Annotated in this window: 19 protein-coding genes, 1 tRNA gene and 1 pseudogene; 12 read left to right on the top strand and 9 right to left on the bottom strand. The window is 71.1% G+C overall.

Annotation, left to right across the window (positions count from 1 at the left end):
* Positions 1-16: 16 nt before the first annotated feature.
* Positions 17-1,228 (bottom strand): alpha/beta hydrolase, encoded by a 1,212-nt coding sequence (locus tag DDW44_RS06020; protein ID WP_206307347.1) that lies wholly within the window; start codon positions 1,226-1,228, stop codon positions 17-19.
* 247 nt (positions 1,229-1,475) lie between these two features.
* Between DDW44_RS06020 and DDW44_RS06015 the strand changes: the two genes are divergently transcribed.
* On the top strand, positions 1,476-1,934 hold the full coding sequence (locus DDW44_RS06015) for a hypothetical protein (RefSeq protein ID WP_018892226.1): 459 nt from the start codon (positions 1,476-1,478) through the stop codon (positions 1,932-1,934).
* A gap of 216 nt (positions 1,935-2,150) precedes the next feature.
* Positions 2,151-2,606: a peptidase inhibitor family I36 protein gene (locus DDW44_RS06010; protein ID WP_108905775.1), complete on the top strand. Its 456-nt coding sequence runs from the start codon at positions 2,151-2,153 to the stop codon at positions 2,604-2,606.
* Here DDW44_RS06010 and DDW44_RS06005 read toward each other — a convergent pair.
* Positions 2,603-3,403, bottom strand: a complete 801-nt coding sequence (locus tag DDW44_RS06005) for a potassium channel family protein (RefSeq protein WP_244223971.1) — start codon at positions 3,401-3,403, stop codon at positions 2,603-2,605. The genes DDW44_RS06010 and DDW44_RS06005 overlap by 4 nt on opposite strands.
* Positions 3,404-3,501: 98 nt before the next feature.
* Complete coding sequence (gene aceE / locus DDW44_RS06000) at positions 3,502-6,249, bottom strand: pyruvate dehydrogenase (acetyl-transferring), homodimeric type (RefSeq protein ID WP_108905773.1); 2,748 nt, start codon at positions 6,247-6,249, stop codon at positions 3,502-3,504.
* Between the two features lie 338 nt (positions 6,250-6,587).
* Between aceE and DDW44_RS05995 the strand changes: the two genes are divergently transcribed.
* From DDW44_RS05995 to DDW44_RS05970, 6 genes are all read left to right on the top strand, one after another.
* Positions 6,588-7,016, top strand: coding sequence for a DUF3052 domain-containing protein (locus DDW44_RS05995; RefSeq protein ID WP_017945098.1), 429 nt, complete (start codon positions 6,588-6,590; stop codon positions 7,014-7,016).
* A 179-nt stretch (positions 7,017-7,195) separates the two neighbouring features.
* Positions 7,196-7,654, top strand: a complete 459-nt coding sequence (locus DDW44_RS05990) for a peroxiredoxin (RefSeq protein WP_017945099.1) — start codon at positions 7,196-7,198, stop codon at positions 7,652-7,654.
* A gap of 133 nt (positions 7,655-7,787) precedes the next feature.
* Positions 7,788-8,363, top strand: coding sequence for a TerD family protein (locus DDW44_RS05985; protein WP_026164847.1), 576 nt, complete (start codon positions 7,788-7,790; stop codon positions 8,361-8,363).
* Positions 8,364-8,452: 89 nt separating this feature from the next.
* Complete coding sequence (locus DDW44_RS05980) at positions 8,453-9,028, top strand: TerD family protein (RefSeq protein WP_108905772.1); 576 nt, start codon at positions 8,453-8,455, stop codon at positions 9,026-9,028.
* A gap of 329 nt (positions 9,029-9,357) precedes the next feature.
* Positions 9,358-10,491: a DUF475 domain-containing protein gene (locus tag DDW44_RS05975; protein WP_108905771.1), complete on the top strand. Its 1,134-nt coding sequence runs from the start codon at positions 9,358-9,360 to the stop codon at positions 10,489-10,491.
* A gap of 144 nt (positions 10,492-10,635) precedes the next feature.
* Positions 10,636-11,373 (top strand): TerD family protein, encoded by a 738-nt coding sequence (locus DDW44_RS05970; RefSeq protein ID WP_017945103.1) that lies wholly within the window; start codon positions 10,636-10,638, stop codon positions 11,371-11,373.
* A gap of 58 nt (positions 11,374-11,431) precedes the next feature.
* On the opposite strand, the gene DDW44_RS05965 is transcribed toward DDW44_RS05970, so the two are convergent.
* A complete protein-coding gene (locus tag DDW44_RS05965) occupies positions 11,432-12,313 on the bottom strand; it encodes a TerD family protein (protein WP_108905770.1) in 882 nt (293 codons plus the stop codon).
* Positions 12,314-12,526: 213 nt separating this feature from the next.
* Between DDW44_RS05965 and DDW44_RS05960 the strand changes: the two genes are divergently transcribed.
* The 3 genes and pseudogenes from DDW44_RS05960 to DDW44_RS05950 all read left to right on the top strand — a co-directional run.
* Positions 12,527-13,690 (top strand): HpcH/HpaI aldolase/citrate lyase family protein, encoded by a 1,164-nt coding sequence (locus tag DDW44_RS05960; RefSeq protein ID WP_108905769.1) that lies wholly within the window; start codon positions 12,527-12,529, stop codon positions 13,688-13,690.
* Positions 13,690-16,332 carry a phosphoribosyltransferase gene (locus DDW44_RS05955; RefSeq protein WP_108905768.1) on the top strand — a complete coding sequence of 881 codons (2,643 nt, stop codon included), beginning with the start codon at positions 13,690-13,692 and terminating at the stop codon, positions 16,330-16,332. The genes DDW44_RS05960 and DDW44_RS05955 overlap by 1 nt, the downstream gene beginning before the upstream one ends.
* Positions 16,329-17,120 (top strand): annotated as a pseudogene (locus DDW44_RS05950) (HAD family hydrolase); the annotation flags it as partial. The gene DDW44_RS05955 and the pseudogene DDW44_RS05950, both read left to right, overlap by 4 nt.
* 425 nt (positions 17,121-17,545) lie before the next feature.
* On the opposite strand, the gene DDW44_RS05945 reads toward DDW44_RS05950, so the two are convergent.
* From DDW44_RS05945 to DDW44_RS05935, 3 genes are all read right to left on the bottom strand, one after another.
* A complete protein-coding gene (locus DDW44_RS05945) occupies positions 17,546-17,767 on the bottom strand; it encodes an FmdB family zinc ribbon protein (protein ID WP_108905766.1) in 222 nt (73 codons plus the stop codon).
* 9 nt (positions 17,768-17,776) lie between these two features.
* The gene (locus DDW44_RS05940; RefSeq protein WP_108905765.1) at positions 17,777-18,406 is read right to left on the bottom strand and encodes a DUF4383 domain-containing protein; all 630 of its coding nucleotides are present in this window, start codon (positions 18,404-18,406) and stop codon (positions 17,777-17,779) included.
* A 447-nt stretch (positions 18,407-18,853) separates the two neighbouring features.
* The gene (locus tag DDW44_RS05935) at positions 18,854-20,224 is read right to left on the bottom strand and encodes a hypothetical protein (protein ID WP_108905764.1); all 1,371 of its coding nucleotides are present in this window, start codon (positions 20,222-20,224) and stop codon (positions 18,854-18,856) included.
* A 554-nt stretch (positions 20,225-20,778) separates the two neighbouring features.
* Here DDW44_RS05935 and DDW44_RS05930 point away from each other — a divergent pair.
* Positions 20,779-20,853 (top strand) — tRNA-Val (locus DDW44_RS05930).
* A gap of 63 nt (positions 20,854-20,916) precedes the next feature.
* On the opposite strand, the gene DDW44_RS05925 is transcribed toward DDW44_RS05930, so the two are convergent.
* Together DDW44_RS05925 and DDW44_RS05920 are read right to left on the bottom strand one after the other, a co-directional pair.
* Complete coding sequence (locus tag DDW44_RS05925) at positions 20,917-22,062, bottom strand: tyrosine-type recombinase/integrase (RefSeq protein ID WP_108905763.1); 1,146 nt, start codon at positions 22,060-22,062, stop codon at positions 20,917-20,919.
* Entirely contained in the window at positions 22,062-22,259 is a 198-nt protein-coding gene (locus DDW44_RS05920) for a helix-turn-helix domain-containing protein (RefSeq protein ID WP_033271141.1), read from the bottom strand. Before DDW44_RS05920 ends, DDW44_RS05925 begins: the two co-directional genes overlap by 1 nt.
* Between the last annotated feature and the right edge of the window lie 410 nt (positions 22,260-22,669).

The following is a 22,669-nucleotide window of genomic DNA, read 5'->3' as shown; positions in this document are numbered from 1 at the left end:
CAGTGATCTACGCGCGTCAGGACACTTCCGCACCGTAAATTCCCCTGCGGCACCCGGAGTTGCCGTCCTCGCAGCTGACCGTCCGGTACGAACCGACCCCTATCTCGGCGAAGTTGCTGAGGCTCTCCGTACCCGGCTCGAAGTACCCGGTGTGGCCGAGGGCTCCCGCCGCCGACAGCACCCGCGCACCGAAGCCCGGGGCCACCGGGTCGGCGCCGTGGCCGAGCCCGCCGACCTTCAGGTACGGGACGTCCTTGATCCAGTCGCCGGCGTCCCGCATCGCCCACACGCGCGCGTCCGTGCCCAGCCCGGCGGCGTTCTCCGCGCGCATGCCCGGACTGCCGGCGACCGCCATGTCGCGGACCCGCCGGGGCAGTTCGCGCGCGGCGACGCCGCAGACCACCGAGCCGTAGCTGTGGCAGAAGAGCGACACCTCGGACCGGCCGGGCAGTGCCCCCGTCAGGGCGACCAGGCGGTCCGCGCCGCCGGCGGCGAGCCGTCCGGTGGAGGCGTCGAGCCCGACACCCGAGGGCGAGGTGTAGTCGGCCCAGGCGATCACGGCCGTACGCACGGCAGGGGCGGCGGCGCGCTCCGCCGTGTACAGCGACTGGGCCATGCCCACCGGGGCGGAGTACCTGCGCTTGCTCCGCTCGAAGGTCAGGACGTCGGTGTCGACGCCGGGGACGATCACGGACACGCGCCGGGCCCGGTCGAGGTCGCCGAACACCTCGGCGACCCGGCCCTTCCCGGTCGGGTCGAAGGCGAGGATCTGGCGCCCGGGCCGCAGCAGTGACTCGTACCGGTGCACGCGCCGGCTCGCCTCGCCGCGCCCGGCGGCGGAGAGCCTCCCGTCGCTCGCCCGCCACTGCTCCACCTGACGCTCCTGGGCGAGCGCGATCCGGTTGGCGCGGTAGCGCAGTGTCACCGGCGCGCCGTTGAGATTGCCCACGACGAGCGGATGCCGGTCCGCCAGGGAGGCCGCCTGCCCGGCTTCGAGGGAGGAGAAGAACCGGGCCAGCACACCGGGGGGCGACTCCGGGTCCGGCAGCGCGCGGTGCCCGATGACGGCCTGCTTCCACGCGGTCAGCGCTGCCGCCCGGGTTTCGACGGGGCCGTTCTGCTGCCGCACGGCGGTCCATCCGGTGGTCGCGAGCAGCACGAACACCACGGCGAGAGCGAGGAGGGTGCGCCGGACGTTCGGTGTGGGGGAGGGGTGCGAAGCAGTCACTGAGGGGACAGCCTAGGCGCAGCCCGGGGGCGCTCGGGGCGACCGTGAGAGAGGTCACGGCGACCGTGAGGGAGATCACGCGTCCGGAGGCACACGGACAGGCGTACGACTACTCCCCGTGTGCGCGGCGCTCACTGTCCGGTGGGTGACGGGGCCCACCCGTCCGGCCGCGCCCAGCAGGAAGAACGGCCCGGCTCCACGTTGGATCACTCACGGAACGTCCCCCTCCGGCAGAACGGACACCCTCATGAAGACCTCACTCGCGCTGCCGCTGTGCGCGCTGGCCCTCGTCCCCGCCGTGCTCACCGCGCCCCCGGTCCAGGCGGACACCGGTCACGACAAGGACCGGGTGAAGAAGTTCACCCTCACCACCACCGACTCCCAGGGAGATTTCCCCCACGTCACCGCCGACCTGCTGGACCGGAAAGGCGAGTACGTCGGCTTCGTCACGACCAACTGCGTCGAGGCCGACTCCACCCCCGCGACCGTCACCTGCTACGGGTCCTATGTCCTCGAGGACGGCGAGATCACCTGGCAGCACGCCACACGCGACCCGGAACCCCCCTACTTCATCGCCATCACCGGAGGAACCGGCAAGTACTGCGAGGCCCGAGGCCAGATCCGCGTGGTCAGGATCGAGTCGGACCCCGAAGGCGGCCGGTACGACCTGGAAGTGATCACCGGCCGCACGTGTGCCACCTCCTGAAACCGCCCGCCTTCCCCTCCGCCGGCCCCCGCAGCGGCCGTCCCCTATCAGGGTGAACCGGCCCGGCGGGTCTTCCGGCACGCCCGTGCCACCGGTCAGGGTGCGGACAGGTGATCCCTGACGGAGATCCCGGACACCGGCCGGCCCGACTCGCACGGACCGGTCCGGGAATCCGTACGGGCGCCTGCCGGCACACCGACACGGGGGTTGAATCTCATGCGTACGACCGTTCTCTGCACCTCGGCACTGGCTGCCCTGTGCCTGCTGGCACCGGCTTCCGCTGCTGCCCCGGCTGCCCCGGCTGCCCAGGCCACCGTGGCCTCTCCTGCCTCTCCTGCCTCTCCGGCCACCCCGGCTGCGGCGGCGCGGTCCGCGCCGCCGCAGCCGCGTCTCGGCCGCTGCGGCCCCGGCGAACTGTGCCTCTGGGCGAAGCCGGGCTTCACCGGGACACGCCACGTCCACGAGCTGTCCGGCATCGACATCGAGTCCTGCGTCCCGCTCCCGGCGGCCGCCGGCGCCCAGGCCCTCGCCAACCGCACCGGACGCCCGGTCACCGCCTACCAGTCTGCCGAGTGCGCGGAGACCGGTGAGTTCGAGACGTACCCGGGCGGCGGGACCTGGGTGCCCCAGACCCCCTATCGGGTACGGGCGTTCAAGGTGTGGGAGAACTAGTGGGGAGAACCAGTGGCGGAACCAGGGGGAGAACCAGGCGGTGGCACGGCGGTGCGTCCGGACGCGGCCGCCGGTGCCGCCGACAGCCGTGCGACCTCCGCCCGCAGTTCCCTGACCTCCTGGGTGAGGGCCTCCAGCAGGGCCGTCTGGCGGCGCTCCTCGGCGTCGTCGCGCTCGAAGCGGGAGATGAACCAGGCGGCGATGTTGGCGGTCACCACACCGAGCAGCGCGATTCCCGAGAGCATCAGACCGACCGCGAGCACCCGCCCCAGGCCGGTGGTCGGCGCATGGTCGCCGTAGCCGACGGTCGTCATCGTGGTGAACGACCACCACACGGCGTCACCCAGCGTCCGGATGTTCCCGTCGGGGGCGTCCCGCTCGACGGCCAGCACCGCGAGCGAGCCGAACATCATCAGCCCGGCCACCGCGCCGGCCACATAGGTGGTGAGCGTGATCTGCGGCGCCATCCGGGCCCGTCGTCCGACCAGGAGGAGCGTGGAGACCACCCGCAGCAGCCGCAGCGGCTGCACCAGCGGCAGGAGCACCGCGAGCAGGTCCAGCGGATGCCTCCGCACGAAGAGCCATTTGTGCGGGGCCAGCCGCAGCCGTACCAGGTAGTCGCCGGCGAAGGCGATCCACACGGTCCACTCCACGAGCTGGGAGCCCCGGTGCACCCACGCGGGGGCGGCCGGCAGCACGATCGGCACCGCGTACGCGAGCCCGAACACCACGGCGAGCACCAGCAGCGGACCCTGGGTGCGGGCCTCCCAGCGCATCTGCGCCGTTCGTTCTTTCATGTCCGGGATGGTAGGCGGGTGCGGAGCGAGCCCTCGCTCCGCACCCGCCCGGGACCTCTGACCTGGGACCGACGCCCGGGTGCGCGTACCCGGGGACGCTAGGCGTCGCCGCCCGCGGGGCCCGGGTCGGCCGCCGCCACGTCCAGCAGCTGGTAGCGGTCCACGGCCTGCTTCAGCACCGAGCGGTCGACCTTGCCCTCGTGGGCGAGCTCGGTGAGGACCGCCAGCACGATCGACTGCGCGTCGATGTGGAAGTACCGGCGGGCCGCGCCCCGGGTGTCCGCGAAGCCGAAGCCGTCGGCACCCAGCGAGGTGTAGCGGCCGGGCACCCAGCGGGCGATCTGGTCCGGGACGCTGCGCATCCAGTCGGACACGGCCACGAACGGTCCCTCGGCGCTGCCGAGCTTGCGCGTCACATACGGGACGCGCTGCTCCTCCTCGGGGTGGAGCAGGTTGTACTCCTCCGCCGCCACGGCCTCGCGCCGCAGCTCGTTCCAGGAGGTCGCCGACCAGACGCCGGCCTTGACGTCCCACTCCTCGGCGAGGATCCGCTGGGCCTCCAGAGCCCAGGGAACGGCGACGCCGGACGCCATGATCTGTGCCGGGATCCGGCCCGCCTCGCCTTCCCGGAAGCGGTGGATGCCCTTGAGGATGCCGTCCACGTCGACGTTCTCGGGCTCGGCCGGGTGCTGGATCGGCTCGTTGTAGACGGTCAGGTAGTAGAAGACGTCCTCGCCGTGCGGGTGCTCGGCGTCGCCCCCGTACATCCGACGCAGGCCGTCCTGGACGATGTGCGCGATCTCGAAGCCGAACGCCGGGTCGTAGGCGATGCAGGCCGGGTTGGTGGAGGCCAGCAGCTGGGAGTGGCCGTCCGCGTGCTGCAGACCCTCACCGGTCAGGGTCGTGCGCCCGGCGGTCGCACCGAGGACGAATCCGCGCGAGAGCTGGTCAGCCATCTGCCAGAACTGGTCACCGGTCCGCTGGAAACCGAACATCGAGTAGAAGACGTAGACCGGGATCAGCGGCTCGCCGTGGGTGGCGTAGGCCGAGCCGGCCGCGATCAGCGAGGCGGTGCAGCCCGCCTCCGAGATGCCGTCGTGCAGCATCTGCCCGGTCGGCGACTCCTTGTACGCGAGGAGCAGCTCGCGGTCCACGGCCTCGTACTGCTGGCCGAGCGGGTTGTAGATCTTCGCGCTCGGGAAGAACGAGTCCATGCCGAACGTGCGGTACTCGTCCGGTGCGATCAGCACGAACCGCTTGCCGATCTCCTTGTCCCGCATGAGGTCCTTCAGCAGCCGGACGAACGCCATGGTGGTGGCGATCGACTGCTGGCCGGAACCCTTCTTCACGGCCGCGTACGTCTTGTCGTCCGGCAGGGCCAGCGGCTTCGACCGCACCACGCGGGTCGGCACGTACCCGCCCAGGCCCTTGCGGCGGTCGTGCATGTACTGGATCTCCTCCGAGTCCCGGCCCGGGTGGTAGTACGGCGGCAGGCCGGACTCCAGCTCGCGGTCGCTGATCGGGAGGTGCAGCCGGTCCCGGAACCCCTTGAGGTCGTCGACCGTCAGCTTCTTCATCTGGTGGGTCGCGTTGCGGCCCTCGAAGTTCGGTCCCAGCGTCCAGCCCTTGACCGTCTGCGCGAGGATCACCGTCGGCTGGCCCTTGTGGGCGCGGGCCGCGGAGTACGCCGCGAAGATCTTCCGGTGGTCGTGGCCGCCGCGGCCCAGCATCAGGATCTGGTGGTCGGTCATGTTCTCGACCATGGCGCGCAGCCGCTGGTCGTCGCCGAAGAAGTGCCGGCGGATGTAGTCGCCGGTCTCCGTGGCGTACGTCTGGAACTGGCCGTCGGGCGTGGTGTTCAGCTTGTTGACCAGCACACCGTCGCGGTCCCGGGCGAGCAGCGGGTCCCAGGTGCGGTCCCAGATCAGCTTGATCACGTTCCAGCCGGCGCCGCGGAAGATCGACTCCAGCTCCTGGATGATCTTGCCGTTGCCGCGCACCGGGCCGTCGAGCCGCTGCAGGTTGCAGTTCACCACGAAGGTCAGGTTGTCCAGGCCCTCGCGGGCGGCGATCGAGAGCTGGCCGAGCGACTCCGGCTCGTCCATCTCGCCGTCGCCGAGGAAGGCCCACACGTGCGAGCGGGAGGTGTCGGCGATGCCGCGCGCCTCCATGTAGCGGTTCATCCGCGCCTGGTAGATCGCCCCGATCGGGCCGAGGCCCATCGAGACGGTCGGGAACTCCCAGAAGTCCGGCATCAGCCGCGGGTGCGGGTACGACGACAGGCCGTCGGGGAACTTCGACTTCTCCTGGCGGAAGGCGTCGAGCTGGGTCTCGTTCAGCCGGTCCAGCAGGAACGCGCGGGCGTAGACACCGGGCGAGGCGTGGCCCTGGAAGAAGATCTGGTCGCCGCCGTCGCCCTCGTCCTTGCCGCGGAAGAAGTGGTTGAAGCCCACGTCGTAGAGGGACGCGGAGGAGGCGAAGGTGGCGATGTGGCCGCCGACGCCGATCCCGGGGCGCTGGGCGCGGGACACCATCACCGCGGCGTTCCAGCGGGTGGCGTTCAGGACCTTCCGCTCGATCTCCTCGTTGCCCGGGAAGAAGGGCTCGTCCTTGGTCGCGATGGTGTTCACGTAGTCCGTGCTGCGCATCTCGGGCACGGCCACGCGCTTCTCGCGGGCCCGCTCGATCAGTCGCAGCATGAGGTAGCGGGCCCGCTCACGGCCGCGCTCGTCGACGGCGGCGTCGAGCGAGTCGAGCCACTCCCGGGTCTCCTCCGGATCGAAGTCCGGGACCTGGCTCGGAAGGCCGCCAATGATGATCGGGTTGCGATCTGATCCGGAAGCCACGCTGTTCCTTCGCTGGTCGGTTGGTATGTCGTTACGCGCTCCCCATCGTGTACCCCCGGGGAGCAAAACGTCATCTCTACCGAACGGTAACCAAGCGGTCCCGATTGGCGAACCGGCGGTACGGAAGCGTACAAAGGGTGCGAAGGGGTGAGTCCGACTCACCAGGGCGGACGGACGCCCGCCCCGGAGTTGGGGCGACACGGCCGCAAACGTCACCGTTTCGGCGGTCTCGGCGGCCGGGTACTTGCGCGATCCGCCCCGCCCGTGTGGACTACGGCCAATGCCTCGCGTACGCGCGCGGCTGAAGCACTTTCCGAAACAAGATCAGGAGGCAAGCCGTGAGCGCGACCGCGGACCACGCGGAGGAGCGGACCAACCCGGCGGCGAGGCTGGGGTTCGAGCCCGGACAGGTGGTCCAGGAGATCGGCTACGACGACGACGTCGAGCACGAGCTCCGTGAGGGCATCGAAGCCGCAATCGGCCAGGAAATCGTCGACGAGGACTACGACGACGTCGCGGACGTCGTCCTGCTGTGGTTCCGCGACGAGGACGGCGACCTCACGGACGCGCTCGTGGACGCCATCGGCCTCGTCGACGACGGCGGACTGGTCTGGCTCCTGACGCCGAAGACCGGCCGTGACGGCTACGTCGAGCCCAGTGACATCAACGAGGCCTCCCAGACGGCGGGGCTCTCGCAGACCAAGAGCATCAGCGCGGGCAAGGACTGGACCGGCAGCAGGCTGGCCACGCCCAAGGCCAAGCGCTGATCCGCAGCTGACCCGGGCCCCCGGCCGGCGGACCGCCGGCCGGGGGCCCGGTGCATGGGCGCCCGTGCGCGGGGCCCGGTGCGTAGGCTGGGCGGCGTCAGCGGCGCCGGAGCCGCGGCGGCCCCCCGCGCGAGGCGCCGCTCCGGCGCCGAAGCGGCCAACGAAGGGAAGCACCAGTCATGGCGATCGAGGTCGGCACCCAGGCCCCGGACTTCGAGCTGAGGGACAACCACGGACGGACCGTGACCCTCGCCGGGTTCCGCGGTGAGAAGAACGTGGTGCTGCTCTTCTACCCCTTCGCCTTCACCGGAGTGTGCACGGGCGAGCTCTGCGCGCTCCGCGACGAGCTCCCGAGGTTCGTCAACGACGACACCCAGCTGCTCGCCGTCTCCAACGACTCCGTCCCGACCCTGCGCGTCTTCGCCGAGCAGGAGCGCCTCGAGTACCCGCTGCTGTCGGACTTCTGGCCGCACGGCGAGACCTCGCGGGCGTACGGCGTGTTCGACGAGGACAAGGGCTGCGCGGTGCGCGGCACCTTCATCATCGACAAGGAGGGCGTGGTCCGCTGGACCGTCGTCAACGGCCTCCCCGACGCCCGTGACCTGAACGACTACGTCAAGGCACTGGACACGCTGTGACCGGGACCGACACCCTGTGACCCCTCGGCGCGACCGTCTGTCCCGCCCGGGAACCCGTCACTAGGATCCAGTCGTTGATCCGAATGCCAACGCACGACGGGGGCGCTGCCCCTGAAACCACATGGGAGGACTCGTGGGAGTCAGCCTCAGCAAGGGCGGCAACGTCTCGCTGACCAAGGCCGCCCCCAACCTGACCGCGGTCACCGTCGGTCTGGGCTGGGACGTCCGCACCACCACCGGCACCGACTTCGACCTCGACGCCAGCGCCCTGCTGACGAACGCCGAGGGCAGGGTTACGGCCGACGGCAATTTCGTGTTCTTCAACAACCTGAAGAGCCCCGACGGCTCGGTGGAGCACACCGGTGACAACCTCACCGGCGAGGGCGAGGGCGACGACGAGCAGATCAAGGTCAATCTGGCCGGGGTCCCCGCCGACGTCGAGAAGATCGTCTTCCCGGTGTCGATCTACGACGCCGAGACCCGCCAGCAGTCCTTCGGTCAGGTCCGCAACGCGTTCATCCGCGTCGTGAACCAGGCCAACGGCGAGGAGCTCGCCCGGTACGACCTGAGCGAGGACGCCTCCACCGAGACCGCCATGGTCTTCGGCGAGCTGTACCGCAACGGCGCGGAGTGGAAGTTCCGCGCCATCGGCCAGGGCTACGCCTCGGGCCTGCGCGGCATCGCGCAGGACTTCGGCGTCAACGTCTGAGCCGACAGCACCCGAAGCGTCCGGCGCCGCACACATCGTGCGGCGCCGGACGCGCCTGCAGTTCCGTACGTTCAGGGGAGGACACCGACATGGGCGTCACGCTCGCCAAGGGAGGCAATGTCTCCCTCTCCAAGGCCGCACCCAACCTCACCCAGGTCCTCGTCGGGCTCGGCTGGGACGCGCGCTCCACCACCGGAGCACCCTTCGACCTCGACGCCAGCGCCCTGCTCTGCCAGGCGGGGCGGGTGCTCGGGGACGAGTTCTTCGTCTTCTACAACAACCTGACGAGCCCGGAGGGCTCGGTCTCGCACACCGGGGACAACCTCACGGGTGAGGGTGACGGGGACGACGAGTCCCTGATCGTCGACCTCACCAAGGTGCCGGCGCACTGCGACAAGATCATCTTCCCGGTCTCGATCCATGAGGCGGACAACCGCGGCCAGACGTTCGGCCAGGTCAGCAACGCCTTCATCCGGGTCGTGAACCAGGCCGACGGACAGGAGCTCGCCCGGTACGACCTGAGCGAGGACGCCTCCACCGAGACGGCGATGATCTTCGGCGAGCTGTACCGGTACGGAGGCGAATGGAAGTTCCGGGCCGTGGGCCAGGGGTACGCGTCAGGGCTCCGCGGCATCGCTCTAGACTTCGGGGTCAACGTCTCCTGAAGCCCTGCTCACGCACTGTTCCGGCGTAGGCCCGGCCCAGGCCGGAGCCGCCGTCGGAGCCGAAAGCCGGAGTCGGCGCGGAAGCCGGAACCGGCGCGGAAGCCGGAACCGAGAGCCGGAGAGCGGAAGCTGGAGCCGAGAGCCGGAGAGCGGAAGCCGGAGCCGGAGTGAAAGCCGGAGCCGGAGCGGAAAGCCGGGGTCGGAGGTCCTGGGACCCCGCCGGGGTCCGGGACCGGCCCCCGGGGGACAATGCAGCGCGACGCCGCGTGCGGCGCGGGGGGAGTCCCGCTCTCTGCGGGGGAGCTCCGTACACAACGATTGGGTAGCCAGTGGTACTGAAAACCTTCGGCTGGTCGTTCGCAGTCACTGCGCTCGGCCTGGTCGCTGCGGTGTTCTACGGGGGATGGACGGCCTTCGGGCTCGTCGCGATCCTGACCATCCTGGAGGTCTCGCTCTCCTTCGACAACGCCGTGGTCAACGCCGGCGTACTGAAGAAGATGAGCGAGTTCTGGCAGAAGATCTTCCTCACCATCGGCATCCTGATCGCCGTCTTCGGCATGCGGCTGGTGTTCCCCGTCGTGATCGTCTCGATCACGGCGCAACTCGGCCCCATCGAGGCGATCGACCTCGCCCTGAACGACCACGCCCGCTACGAGGAACTGGTCACCGACGCCCACCCCGCCATCGCGGCGTTCGGCGGCATGTTCCTGCTCATGATCTTCCTCGACTTCATCTTCGAGGACCGGGACATCAAGTGGCTCGCCTGGCTGGAGCGGCCCCTGGCCAAGCTGGGCAAGATCGACATGCTGGCGGCCTGCGTCGCGCTGATCGTCCTGCTGATCACCGCGACCACCTTCGCCGTCAACGCCCACCAGTACGGCGGCGTGTACGTCGACAAGTCGTCCACGGTGCTGCTCGCCGGTGTCGCCGGTGTCGTCACGTACATGGTCGTGGGCGGTCTGTCCGGCTTCTTCGAGGAGAAGCTCGAAGAGGAGGAGGAGCGCGAGCACGAGGCCGAGGAGGAGGCCAGGAGGACCGGGAAGCCGGTCCCGGCCGTCAAGCTCGTCGGCAAGGCCGCGTTCTTCATGTTCATGTACCTCGAGGTGCTGGACGCGTCCTTCTCCTTCGACGGCGTCATCGGCGCCTTCGCGGTCAGCAACGACCCCGTGGTCATCGCGCTCGGCCTGGGCATCGGCGCCATGTACGTCCGGTCCCTCACGGTCTACCTGGTCCGCCAGGGCACCCTCGACGACTACGTCTACCTGGAGCACGGCGCCCACTACGCGATCGGCGCACTGGCCGCGATCCTGCTCGTCACCATTCAGTACGAGGTGCCCGAGGTCGTCACCGGCCTCATCGGCGTGGCCCTGATCGCCTGGTCCTTCTGGTCCTCCGTGCGGCGCAACCAGCGCCTGAGGGCGCACGAGGAGAAGGAAGTGGCACTCGCGGCAAACGAAGTGTGACACCGCGGGGTTCGAGGAACGCTCTCAGCGGGGCGGCCCGGAGGCACAGGGCCTCCGGGCCGCCCCGCGCGCTGCCGGGCACGGGGCCGCGCGGCGTATCCGGACCGGCTCCGGCAGGGAGCCGGCGGCAGTCAGGGGTGGGGCATGGCCTTCTGGGACGGTTTGTGGCGCGGCAGGGCAGCGCAGTTCGACTCGGGCAGCGCCTCGACCAACTCCATTGAGCTGACCAGGCGGCGCCCGCAGGTCTCCCTCTCCAAGCAGGGCGCCGCCACGGGCAACCTCCGGGTCAATCTCTCCTGGCGGATGCGGACCTCCGACATCGAGGGCCGGTCACGCCAGAGCGGGCGGCTGCTGCGCAATCCGTCGAAACTCTTCCGCCCCGAGGTGGTCCAGGCGCACACCCAGGGCGTCGTCAACGTGGACCTGGACCTCGGCTGCCTCTACGAGATGGCCGACGGCAGCAAGGGCGTGGTGCAGCCGCTGGGCGGCTTCCTCGGCAGCCTCAACGAGACGCCGTACGTCCGCCTCAGCGGGGACGACCGCTTCGGCGCACCGTCGGGCGAGACGCTGTTCGTCAACCTGGACCACCGGGACGCCATCAGGCGACTGCTGTTCTTCGTCTACATCTACGACCGGACGCCCGCGTTCGACCGCACGCACGCGAAGGTGACGCTGTACCCCAGCAACGGGCCGCGGGTGGAGATCGAACTGGACGAGCGCGCCCCGCAGGCCCGTTCCTGTGCCGTGTTCATGGTCGAGAACGTCAAGGGCGAGCTGATCGTGCGCCGCGAGGTGAAGTTCGTGTACGGCTTCCAGGCCGAGCTGGACCGGCTCTACGGCTGGGGTCTGCAGTGGGGCCGCGGCTACAAGACCAAGACCTGAGCCCCGGCCGGCCGGTCTCCCCGCCCTCCGCGGGGCGCCGGCCGCCTGCGCCCGGCGGCTACGAGAGGAACTGCGGTCCCATCGGCGGCAGCCGGAAGTCCGGGTCGGGCGCGGGACCGGCCGCGGCCGCGGGCTGCGGGTAGCCGTACGCGGGCTGTGCCGCCCCGGACGCCGGCTGGGGGTACCCGTACGACGGCTCGGCGTGCGGACCGGGCTGCGGAGGGGTCCGATCCGGCGACGGGGGCTCGGGCTGCGACGGCGCCTGTGCCTGCGTCTGTGCCTGCGTCTGAGCCTGCGCCTGGGCCTGCTGTGCCTGCGTGTGTGCCTGTGCCTGTGCCGGGGCCGGTGTCTGTGCCTGCGTCGCGGGATCGGGTGCGGACGCCGTGGCGGATGGCTCGCTGTCGTCCACCGAGATGCCGAAGGCCGTGGCCAGACCGATCAGCCCGGTGGGATAGCCCTGCCCCACCGCGCGGAACTTCCAGCCGTCGCCGCGCCGGTACAGCTCGCCGCAGATGACCGCGGTCTCCTCGCCCGTCTCCGCCCGCACGTCGAACACGGCCAGCGGCTCGCCGTCCGGCACTGCGGCGTCGTACAGCACGATCCGCAGGTCGGGGACCCCGGAGAAGGTGCCCCCGTCGGACGACGCCGCGAGCACCACCTGGTCCACGGAGGCGTCGAGGGAGCCGACGTCCGCCTGGACCGTGTCGGTGAGTCCCTCGGCGGTGCGCTTCTTGGGGAGCAGCCGCACGAACCCGGAGGGGTGCCGGGGCTGGTTGTAGAAGACGAAGTCCTCGTCCGCGCGCACACGGCCGTCGGAGCCCAGCAGGAGCGCCGAGGCGTCCACGTCCGGGACTCCGGCGCCGGGAGTCCAGCGCAGCACGGCCCGGATCGAGGTCGCTCCGAGCGGAACGTTGGAGCCCTTCGGCATCGCGTGCGTCATGCCCGTCATCCTGCCCTCCCGCGCCCCGTGCGGACAACGCGGGGGTGGACCGGTCGGGCATGTCATGCGGGGGCGGAGGGCAGGCTGAGTCGGGGACCGAAGCGCACGAGTTACCTGGAGTTCATATGGCCGGGGAACTCGCGACACCTGTCCCTACGTACTATTACCGGCCACCCACACCACAGTGCCGCCCAGGCAGTACGGGGGACTTATATGCGGCATTTCGGTCATATCCCGGCCATTGCCCGGAAGGAACTGTTCCATCAGGAGCCGGCCGAGTTCGACGCCGACTCTCCCGCGGACATGCTCTCCGTGGCGCTCGGCGCCACGCTCTACAGCCCCGCGACCCGGCGCCGCCTCGCGGACGACGTGCTCAAGCAGGCCGCGCGCGGAGTGGTCTCCATGGTGCTCTGCCTGGAGGATTCCATCGACGACGCCGAAGTCTGCGCCGCCGAGGAGAACCTCGTCCGCCAGTTCGCCGACCTCGACGCGCGCGGGGCCGAGATCCCGCTGCTGTTCGTCCGGGTGCGCGAACCCGGCCAGATCGAGGACCTCGTCCGGCGGCTCGGCCCGGCGAGCCGGCTGTTGTCCGGTTTCGTACTTCCCAAGTTCACCGAGGACCGGGGCGGACCCTTCATGGAGGCTGTCTCCGCCGCCGAATCCGTGACCGGCCGCATGCTCTACGTGATGCCGGTGCTCGAATCGCCCGAACTCCTCCACCTGGAGACCCGGTACGAGACCCTGACCGGCATCGCCCGCTCCGTCGGCCGCCACCGCGACCGGATCCTCGCCCTGCGCCTGGGTGTCACCGACTTCTGCTCCGCCTACGGGCTGCGCCGCTCGCCCGACATGACCGCCTACGACGTCCAGATCGTCGCCGGCGTCATCGCGGACGTCGTCAACGTCCTGGGGCGCGCCGACGGCACCGGTTTCACCATCACCGGCCCGGTCTGGGAGTACTTCCGCCTCCAGGAGCGCATCTTCAAGCCGCAGCTGCGCCGCAGCCCCTTCCTGGAGGTACGGGCCGAGAAGCTGCGCACGGCACTGATCGAGCACGACCTCGACGGGCTGCTCCGCGAGATCGAGCTGGACCGCGCCAACGGCCTCCTCGGCAAGACCTGCATCCACCCCTCGCACGTGCTGCCCGTCCACGCTCTGTCAGTGGTCAGTCACGAGGAGTTCAGTGACGCGCAGGACATCCTTCGCCCGGAGCGGGGAGGCGGCGGAGTGATGCGCTCGGCCTACACGAACAAGATGAACGAGGTGAAGCCGCACCGCGCCTGGGCGGAACGCACTCTCCGGCGCGCCGAGGCCTTCGGCGTCGCACGGGAGGACGTCGGCTTCGTGGAGCTGCTGACCGCGGGTCTGGCAGGCTGATGAGGGAGGAAGACGAAGAAGTGGTGTGGTCGGGCAGCTGGGTCTCCCAGCGACTGGGCGTGGAGCTCGTCGGCGACGACGGGCTGAAGGAGCTGCTCGGCCTGGCTCTGCGGCGCAACCCCAAGCGCGCGCACCTGCTGGTGTCGCACGTGCTCGGCAAGCACGTGCCGCAGAAGCCGTCCGTCGTGTACGGCCACGGGTACGAGCTCGGCCTGCGCGTCCGTGACCTCCTCGGCCGTGACGAGGCCGCGCGGGCCGTCGTACTGGGCTACGCGGAGACGGCGACCGGCCTCGGCCACGCGGTCGCCGACGGCCTGGCCCTCGCGCCGTACCTCCACTCCACCCGGCGCCCCGTCGACGGTGTCGGCCGGGCCGGCGGCTTCGAGGAGTCCCACTCCCACGCCACCTCGCACCTGCTGCTGCCCGAGGACCCGAAGCTGCTGGCCAATGGAGGGCCGCTGGTCCTCGTGGACGACGAGTTCTCCACCGGCAACACCGTCCTCAACACCATCGGCGACCTCCACGCCCGCCATCCGCGCGCCCGGTACGTCGTCGTCGCCCTCGTCGACATGCGCTCGGCCGAGGACCTGGGCCGGCTGGACGCCTTCGCACAGGAGATCGGCGCACGTATCGACCTGGTGGCGCACGCCGGCGGCACGATCAGCCTCCCGGAGGGCGTCCTGGAGAAGGGCCGGGCCCTGGTCGCGGCCCACGAGACCGGAGGCACGGCTCCCGTACCCGGCGGCGGCCCGGTGTCCGGAAGCGGCCCGGTGTCCGGGGGCGGCCCGGTGCCCGCCGGGTGGGACGCCGCATGCGCCGCCTCACTCGCCCCGCACACCTCACGGGCCCCGCGCATCGTGCGCCTGGACCTCGGCTGGCCCGCGGGCGTCCCCGACGGCGGCCGGCACGGCTTCACACCCGCGCACCGCGCCGAACTGGAGGCGGCCCTGCCCGCCATGGCGCACCGCGTCGCGGAAGCCCTGGCCGACGGCCACCCGGCGGTGGAGCCCGGCCGCGAAGGGAGGCGTACGGCCGCCGCCACGCCGCCGGAAACGGACAACCCCCCGCGGGTCCTCGTGCTCGGCTCCGAGGAGCTGATGTACGCGCCGCTGCGGCTGGCGCTCGAACTGGAGCGGTGCGGCGGCGCGCGCGAGGTGCGCTACTCCACGACCACGCGGTCCCCCGTACTCGCCGTCGACGACCCCGGCTACGCCATACGCACCCGGCTGGTCTTCCCCGCCCACGACGAACCGGCCGACGGACCGGGCGAACGGTACGCCTACAACGTCGCCGGCGCGGGCTTCGACGCCGTCGTCGCCGTCGTGGACTCGGCCGCCGACACGGCCGCCCTGCACGCCCCGGACGGACTGCTCGCACAGCTCGCCGCGCACATACCGCACGTCGTGCTCGCCGTCGTCCCCAGCTACGTACCCGACGGCCGCGTACCCGCTTCCGGAAAGGAACCCATGCTGCCCGAGCCGCTCCGCGGACCCGAGTTCTCCTCCTACCCGCCCGACGAGGTCGGCTGGCTGCTGCAGGACCTCTCGGACGCCGAACTCGAGGCGCCCACCGAGGAGCGCGAGGAGGCGATACAGAGCGGTGGCGCGCACTACGCCGAATCGCTGCCCGTCGAGTACCAGCCCAGCGACGCGTACCAGGCACTCTTCCACGCCGCCCTGGACACCTCCGCCGCCCGGATCGCCCGCGCCGTGGGAGCCGTCACCGACACCGTCCTCGCCGAGCACCCGCAGCGCCACCGTCCCGGCACCCCTCCCCACGAGCGCCGCCCCGTCCTGGTCTCACTGGCACGCGCCGGCACACCCGTCGGCGTGCTGATGCGCCGCTGGGCCCGTCACCGCCACGGCCTCGACCTGCCCCACTACGCCGTCTCCATCGTCCGCGGCCGCGGCATCGACGCCAACGCGCTGCGCTGGCTCGCCGCCCACCACGACCCGGCCGACGTGGTGTTCGTCGACGGCTGGACGGGCAAGGGCGCCATCACCCGCGAACTCACCGCCGCGCTCAGCGGGTTCGACGGCTTCGTCCCGGAGATCGCGGTGCTCGCCGACCCCGGCGGCTGCGTCCGGACGTACGGCACCCGCGAGGACTTCCTCATCCCCTCCGCCTGCCTCAACTCCACGGTGTCCGGGCTGGTCTCGCGCACCGTCCTGCGCGCCGACCTGGTCGGGCCGCACGACTTCCACGGCGCGAAGTACTACCGCGAACTCGCCGCCGCCGACGTGTCCGGACACTTCCTCGACACCGTCGAGGCGTGCTTCGACGAGGTGGCCGGAGCCGTCGACGCCGACGTGAAGGAACTGCTCGCCGCGGACCGCGCGCCCACCTGGGCCGGCTGGGCCGCGGTGGAGCGGATCAGCGAGGACTACGGCATCCACGACGTCAACCTCGTCAAGCCGGGCGTCGGCGAGACCACCCGGGTGCTGCTGCGCCGCGTCCCCTGGAGGATCCTCGCCAAGCGCGGCGCGGGCACCGACCTGGACCACGTACGCCTACTGGCCGAGCAGCGCGGCGTACCCGTCGAGGAGGTCGACGACCTGCCCTACAGCTGCGTCGGCCTGATCCACCCCCGTTTCACCCGCGGAGCGACCGGCGCGGACGGCAAGGCGGTGGCGGCGCCGTGACCTCCCTGATCACCAGCGACCTCGACCGGACGCTCATCTACTCCGCGGCCGCACTGCAACTCACCGTGCCCGACGCCCTGGCGCCACGGCTGCTGTGCGTCGAGGTGTACGAGAGCAAGCCGCTGTCGTACATGACGGAGGCCGCCGCCGCGCTGCTCGGCGAACTCGCCGCCGACGCCGTCTTCGTACCGACGACGACCCGCACCCGCGAGCAGTACGCCAGGATCCGGCTCCCCGGCCCCGTCTCCCGGTACGCGATCTGCGCCAACGGCGGCCATCTGCTGGTCGACGGCGAGTCCGACCGCGACTGGCGGCGCGCGGTGGCCGCCAGACTCGCGGACGAGTGCGCCTCCCTCGCCGAGGTCCGCACCCATCTGCTCGACGCCGCGGACCCGGCATGGCTGCTCAAGGAGCGGGTCGCCGAGGACCTCTTCGCCTATCTCGTCGTGGAGCGCTCGCTCCTCCCGGACGACTGGACCACGGAACTCTCCGCCTGGGCGGAGACGAAGGGCTGGACGGTCTCCCTGCAGGGGCGCAAGGTCTACGCCGTGCCGAAGCCACTCACCAAGAGCGCGGCCGTCCGTGAACTGGTGCGGCGCACGGGAGCCGAGCGCGTGCTCGCGGCGGGCGACTCCCTCCTTGACGCCGATCTGCTGCTGGCCGCCGACCACGCCTGGCGCCCCGGTCACGGTGAACTCGCCGACACTGACTGGGCGCCCCGGCATGTGACCGCCCTCGCGGAGAGGGGGGTCGAGGCGGGGGAGGAGATCCTGCGCCGGTTCAGGGCGACGGTCACGGAAGCGGCGCGCGGAGTGGAGGGGAGGACGGGAACGGATACCGGCGCGCACGCCGGTACCGGACCCGGGCCCGCCGAGCCCCCGACGGATGCGCCCGCGACGGATGCTCCCGCGACACTGCCGGCACCGGGCGGGGTGGGGGCGCCGGCCGCGCCGTAGGCGGGCGGGCCGGCTGGCAGGCGGGCCGGTCGGAAAACGGGCGAGCGGACGTGCAGGCGTCGAAGCGGGACGCTGTGCGGGCGGGTGGCGGGCGTACGGACGAATGCCGTGTCGGGGCCCGGCACTCTGCCCAGCAGATGCCCGCTGACACTTTCTGTCAGCTGTCAGCTGTCAGCCGTCAGATGTCAGTCGTCGACTGTCAGGCCGACAACCGACAGCCATCGGTCATCGGTCGTCGGCTGTCCGCCGTCAGTCGTTCAGCCGCAGCAGCCGCCCCCGCAGCAACCACCACCACCGCCACCCCCGGTCGGCGCAGGCGCCGGCCCCGTGCTCGTCCCGCCCACGGCGACCGCCGAGAGCAGCTTCACGGTGTCCTCGTGCCCTGCGGGGCAGGGTGCGGGAGCGGAGGACTCGGCCATGGGCCGGCTCAGCTCGAAGGTGTCGTCGCAGGTACGGCAGCGGTACTCGTAACGGGGCATGGGGACAGATTAGCCGGGCGGTCGTTCCTGGCGACCGGACTCCGAACCCTCGCGCGGCAGCATCCGCCCCGCCTGCATCCGACCCTTCTCCATCCGTTCCGCCCGTGCCTGCTCCTCCCTCGCCGCCTCCTCCGGGTGGCGGGCTTTCCAGTAGGGGTTGTCGTGGGGGAGCGTGCTGCTCACCCGTCCGTACATGCCGAACCACATCAGCATGATCCCCACGACGAAGCTGAAGAGCACGTTCTGGATGCGGAAGTTGAGGAAGTTGGCGTCGGTGTCCAGCAGCCCCAGGTTCACGAAGCCGCTGAAGATGAAGAGGATGCCGAGCACCATGTTCAGCGTGGAGGCGAAGTTCCCGCCGATGACCATGCCGACGAACAGCAGCAGCCCGACACAGATGGACAGCACGCTCAGCGCGCCGTTGGTGTTCAGACCCGCGACGGTGTCGTTGCCCGTGTCGAAGAAGCCCAGGTTGTGCGTCAGTCCGAGGATCCCGAAGGCCAGCAGGATCAGACCCATGAGCCCCGCGCCGTAGCGGTAGACCTGGTTGAGCTTGTGGTCCACGGGCAGATGCTCGTTCAGGGCGACGCGCCCGCCGCCGGGGTGCCGCGTGGCCTGCGACGTGTTGGTGGATGCCATTGCGGCCTCCTTTTGGCCGTGCGTACCTCCCTACAGGATCCGCCCGCCGCGGCACCCGGACAAACGGGATCCCGCACGAACGGGACACGGAACGGGTGAGGCGGCGTGGGCCGGGGCCCCGCGCCCCCGCGGAGGGATGGGTGGCGTGCCGGCGCAGGCGCAGACCGTCACCGATGGAGCCCGTGGCCCGAGTGCCCGCGTGCGGTGGGCGGTGGAGGACCGGAGACAGGCCAGGGGGCGGGCCGTGGAGGGGCCGGGGTCCGTGGGGGCGCGGGCGGTGCCGGACAGGGACAGACCGGTGCCAGACCGCGGGCGCGGTCGGTCGCGGTGTGGGCGGCTACCCGGCGGGTGGGCGTTTCGGCTGGTGGGCGCCCTGCGCCCGGTCGGGCGCAGGGCGAGGGAAGGGCTCGACGCCACGGTCCGTACGGCACGACCGCTGCGGGGCGGTCACGCCGCCGGGCCGCGCTCGCTGCGGATCAGGCCCACGACGCGGGCCACGGTCTGCCGGACCGCTTCCAACTCGGTCAGGAAGTGCCAGTAGTCGGGGTGGCGTCCCTCGAGACCGGCGACCGCGCGATCGAGCCGGGCGACGCAGTCGTCAAGGGGGCGGGCGTGGCGCGGATCGGGGGTGTTGCGGCCCGCCATGGCGAGGCGCTGGGCGTCGCGGATGGCGAACCGGGTGCGCTGGATCTCCTGCTCCGGGTCCTTGGCGACGGCGTCGAGCCGCCGCAGCCGGTCACCGGCGGCCGAGACGGCCTCGTCGACGCTGTTCAGCAGGGCCCGGACCGTGGTGAGCAGGGCCGTGGCATCGGGCCAGCGCTGTTCGTCGCGTGCCTTGGTGGCTTCCTTGAGCTTCTCCTCGGCGCGGCGTACGTCCTCACCGGCCTGGGCGGGAACGGGCTGCAGATCCTGCCAGCAGGCGACGGCGAACCGGCGGCGCAGCTCACTGAGGACGGGCTCGACCCCCTCCGTGCGTGTGGTGAGGGCCTGGGCTCGGGTACGCAGCGACACCAGGCGCTTGTCGATCTCTGCCGCGCGTTCCGGAAGGCGCCCGGCCTCGGCCCGGATCGCCTCGGCCTCCCGCACCACCCGGTCGGCGCGCTGCAGGGTCTCGGGCACTCCGTGCCGGCCGGCGCCCTCGTTGAGCCTGGTCAGCTCGGGGGCGAGGGCGGCGAGCCCGGCGGCCAGGTCGTCCGCGCGCATACCCGAGGCGCGCACGTCGTCGAGGGCGTTGCTCGCGGTGAGCAGCGCCTGCCGGGCCCGCTCGACCGAGGGGGCGAGCCGGGCCAGCTGGGTCTCCGCCTTCTCCAGCAGCGGCCCGAGACCCTGCGCGAACCGCTCCAGCTCGCCCCTGACCCGGACCAGCTCGTCCTTGGCCCCGGTCAGCTCCGTACGCGCACGCACCGCCACCGACGGGTCCAGGTCGTCCCGGTCGAGGTCGTGCGTGTCGACGGCGGTGATGTACGCGTGGCTGACCTCGTCGATCCGGTGTCCCAGCGCGGTGAACTCCTCGACCGCGCGCCGGGCACCCGGGGAGCCGTCCACGGCAGTGATCGTCTCGATGGAGATCCGCAGGTCGCGCTGGGCGGTGTCCAGTTCGTAGAACGCCGCTGCGGCGGCGTCCTTCGCGGCCTGGGCCTCGGCCCGCCGGCTGTCACCGCGGCCACCGAACCATCGCCGTGTCCCGCCTCCGGCGAACGCGGCCGGAAGTGCGGCGACCACCAACGGCAACGGCATCAGCACCAGTGCAACCACCCCACGCACGAAACCCGCTCTCGCGCTCGCCCCTGCGCGCGGCCGTGCGTGTGTCGCCGTCACATCCCTCTCCCGTGCCGTGTCCGCCCTGCCGGTTCATTCTCCCACTGGGTAAGGACGAACACACGAGCCTGTGAGTTCACACTTCGCGTGACAAGCCTGCGCCATGCCCCCTCGAACCGTGCGGCCCGCGGATCCGAGGGGCGGAGGCGGGCGCCGATGTCCGGCGTCTCGACCGCGCGACCGGCCCGGCGCCTCGGCCGGTTCGGCTCACGGGCCTCCGACGGTGCCGCGCCGCGCGACCTGCGCCTCGATCCCATGCGCACCGCGGCCCGGCCGTGCGGGGGCGCCTGCTCCCTCCCCACAACTCGCTCCCTCCGTACCGGGCGCCCGGTACCGCACCGGGCGCGGTCTCGCCGCACCGGCCTGGGTCGGCACCCGATCGTGCTCTCCGCCACCCCGTCGCACCGCTGCCCCGCCGCACCCCCAGCCGACGGCTTGCGCCGGACGCCCCCGGGGCCCCGCTGACCCCGGCTCACCCCTGTCACCATGGGAGTCCCATGTGATCTGGTTTGCGGCACCCACCCCGGGTCCATGTAGGCTGTTGCCTCATTCTCGGGTGCGTAGCTCAGGGGTAGAGCGCTGCTCTTACAAAGCAGATGTCGGCGGTTCGAAACCGTCCGCGCCCACCAGCCAGAACGCCCCCGCAGCGAGCCGCCGCGGGGGCGTTGACGGTAGGAATTGACGGCAGTCCCTCAGTCTGACCGGCGGCGACGTCGCAAGAGCCGGTCCATGTGTCCCATCGCCTCGCGCCGGTTGTCGTCCGACACATGGGTGTAGATGTTCATGGTGACGGCGATCTGCGAGTGCCCCAGGATCTCCATCACCACGCGCGCCGGCACCCCGGCGGCGAACAGCAGGGTGGCGCAGCCGTGCCGGGCGTCGTGCAGCCGGATGCGGGGGAGCCCCGCGTCGTCCGATACGCGCTCGAACGACCGGCTGAGGTTCCTCGGCTCCACCGGCCGTCCCGTGCGAGTCGTGAACACGTAGTCGCCACCGTGCCAGCTCTCACCGGCGGCGACTCGCTGTCCGGCCTGTCCCAGCCGCTGCCAGCGCAGAGGAGCCACGCACATCAGCGGGATGGGGATCGCCCGTGTCCTGCGGTTCTTAGTCGTGTCCTCGTACAGCTCCTTCTGCACGCGCTGGAGCTGGTTCCGCACCGTGAGTGTGCGGTGCTCCAGGTCGATGTCCGACCAGCGCAACCCCAGAATCTCGCCGCGGCGCAACCCGAGCGTCACGGCGAGAACGAAGGCTGTGTACAGCGGATCCTTCCTCGCGGCCTCCAGGAAGGTGGTCGTCTGCTCCAGGCTCCACGGTTTGAGTTCCCTCGGCTGCACTCGCGGCGCAGGGACGAGTTTGACCACGTTCCTGCTGATCAGTTCCTCTCGGCACGCGGCCGTCAGCGCGCTGCGGAGCACTCGGTGGGACTCCTTGGCCGTTGCCGCAGATGCCTGAACGGTGACGGCCGCGAGCATGCGGCGTACGTCGGCAGCTCCGAGGTTCTCCAGCCGCTTGGAGCCGATCTGGGGGATCAGGTAGCGCCGGACGTGTGTCTCGTACTTGGCGTACGTGGTCTTCTTGCGGTCGCCCCTGACGAACTCCTCCAGCCAGTAGGGCAACCACTCGGAAAGCTTGGCCGAGCGCGTCGGGGTGGGGACGCCCTGGCGGTCCCGCAGCACCAGCTCCTGGCGCTTGGCGTCGCACTCGTCCCAGGTCGCGCCGTAGACGGTCTTGGGCCTGCGGGTTCCGTCCGGCTGCGGGACGTACACCCGTCCTTCGTACCGCCCGTCCTTGCGCTGCCAGACACTGCCGGCGCCGTTCGGGTTTCGCTTGCGTGCCATCAGGCGGCCTCCTCAAGACGGTTCTTCATGTACGTGGCCACCGCGTCTGCGGGGACGCGGCGCAGTCGCCCTTCGGTGAAGCTGGGGAGCCGCTTGGACCGGATCAGGTCGTAGACCTTGAAACGGCTCATCCGAAGCGCGCTCATGACCTCGGGCACGGTCAGGGCCTGGTGACTTGTGGGCAGGGGGGAGTTCATGCGGTGACTCCTCAGGGGTGGCCTGCGAACGGAGTGGGGGACTGCTCGGGAGCCCGCGCCTGTCCGAGGTGCGGATTTCTGCGTCATCGCGTCATCCGCGTCACGCCACGCGTCTGGCCTGCGAACTCTCGTGACGCAGCGGGTCGTGACGTGCGTCATGGGTGACGCAGGGCTTGCGTCGCCCATGACGCAGGTGACGCAGGATGACGCAGCGGCTGCCGTCTGCGTCACTGCTGTTGTGGCTGGTCACGAGCCGTTTGCGGCTCACTGGTGACGCAGGTGACGCAGGGTCTCTCCTCCTAGGACAAGAGAGTGGGCTGTCTGTTGTTGTGCGTGTGCGGCTCAGGGCTGAAAGGCGGAGCCGCTGCGCGGCGCGACCTTCGGGCGGCGGCGAGCCGCCGAACTGCAAA

The sequence above is a fragment of the Streptomyces tirandamycinicus genome (assembly GCF_003097515.1).
In the GTDB taxonomy this organism is placed as follows: Bacteria; Actinomycetota; Actinomycetes; order Streptomycetales; family Streptomycetaceae; genus Streptomyces; species Streptomyces tirandamycinicus.
Note: the sequence above shows the minus strand (reverse complement) of the source record. Positions and strands in the feature narration are given on the sequence as shown.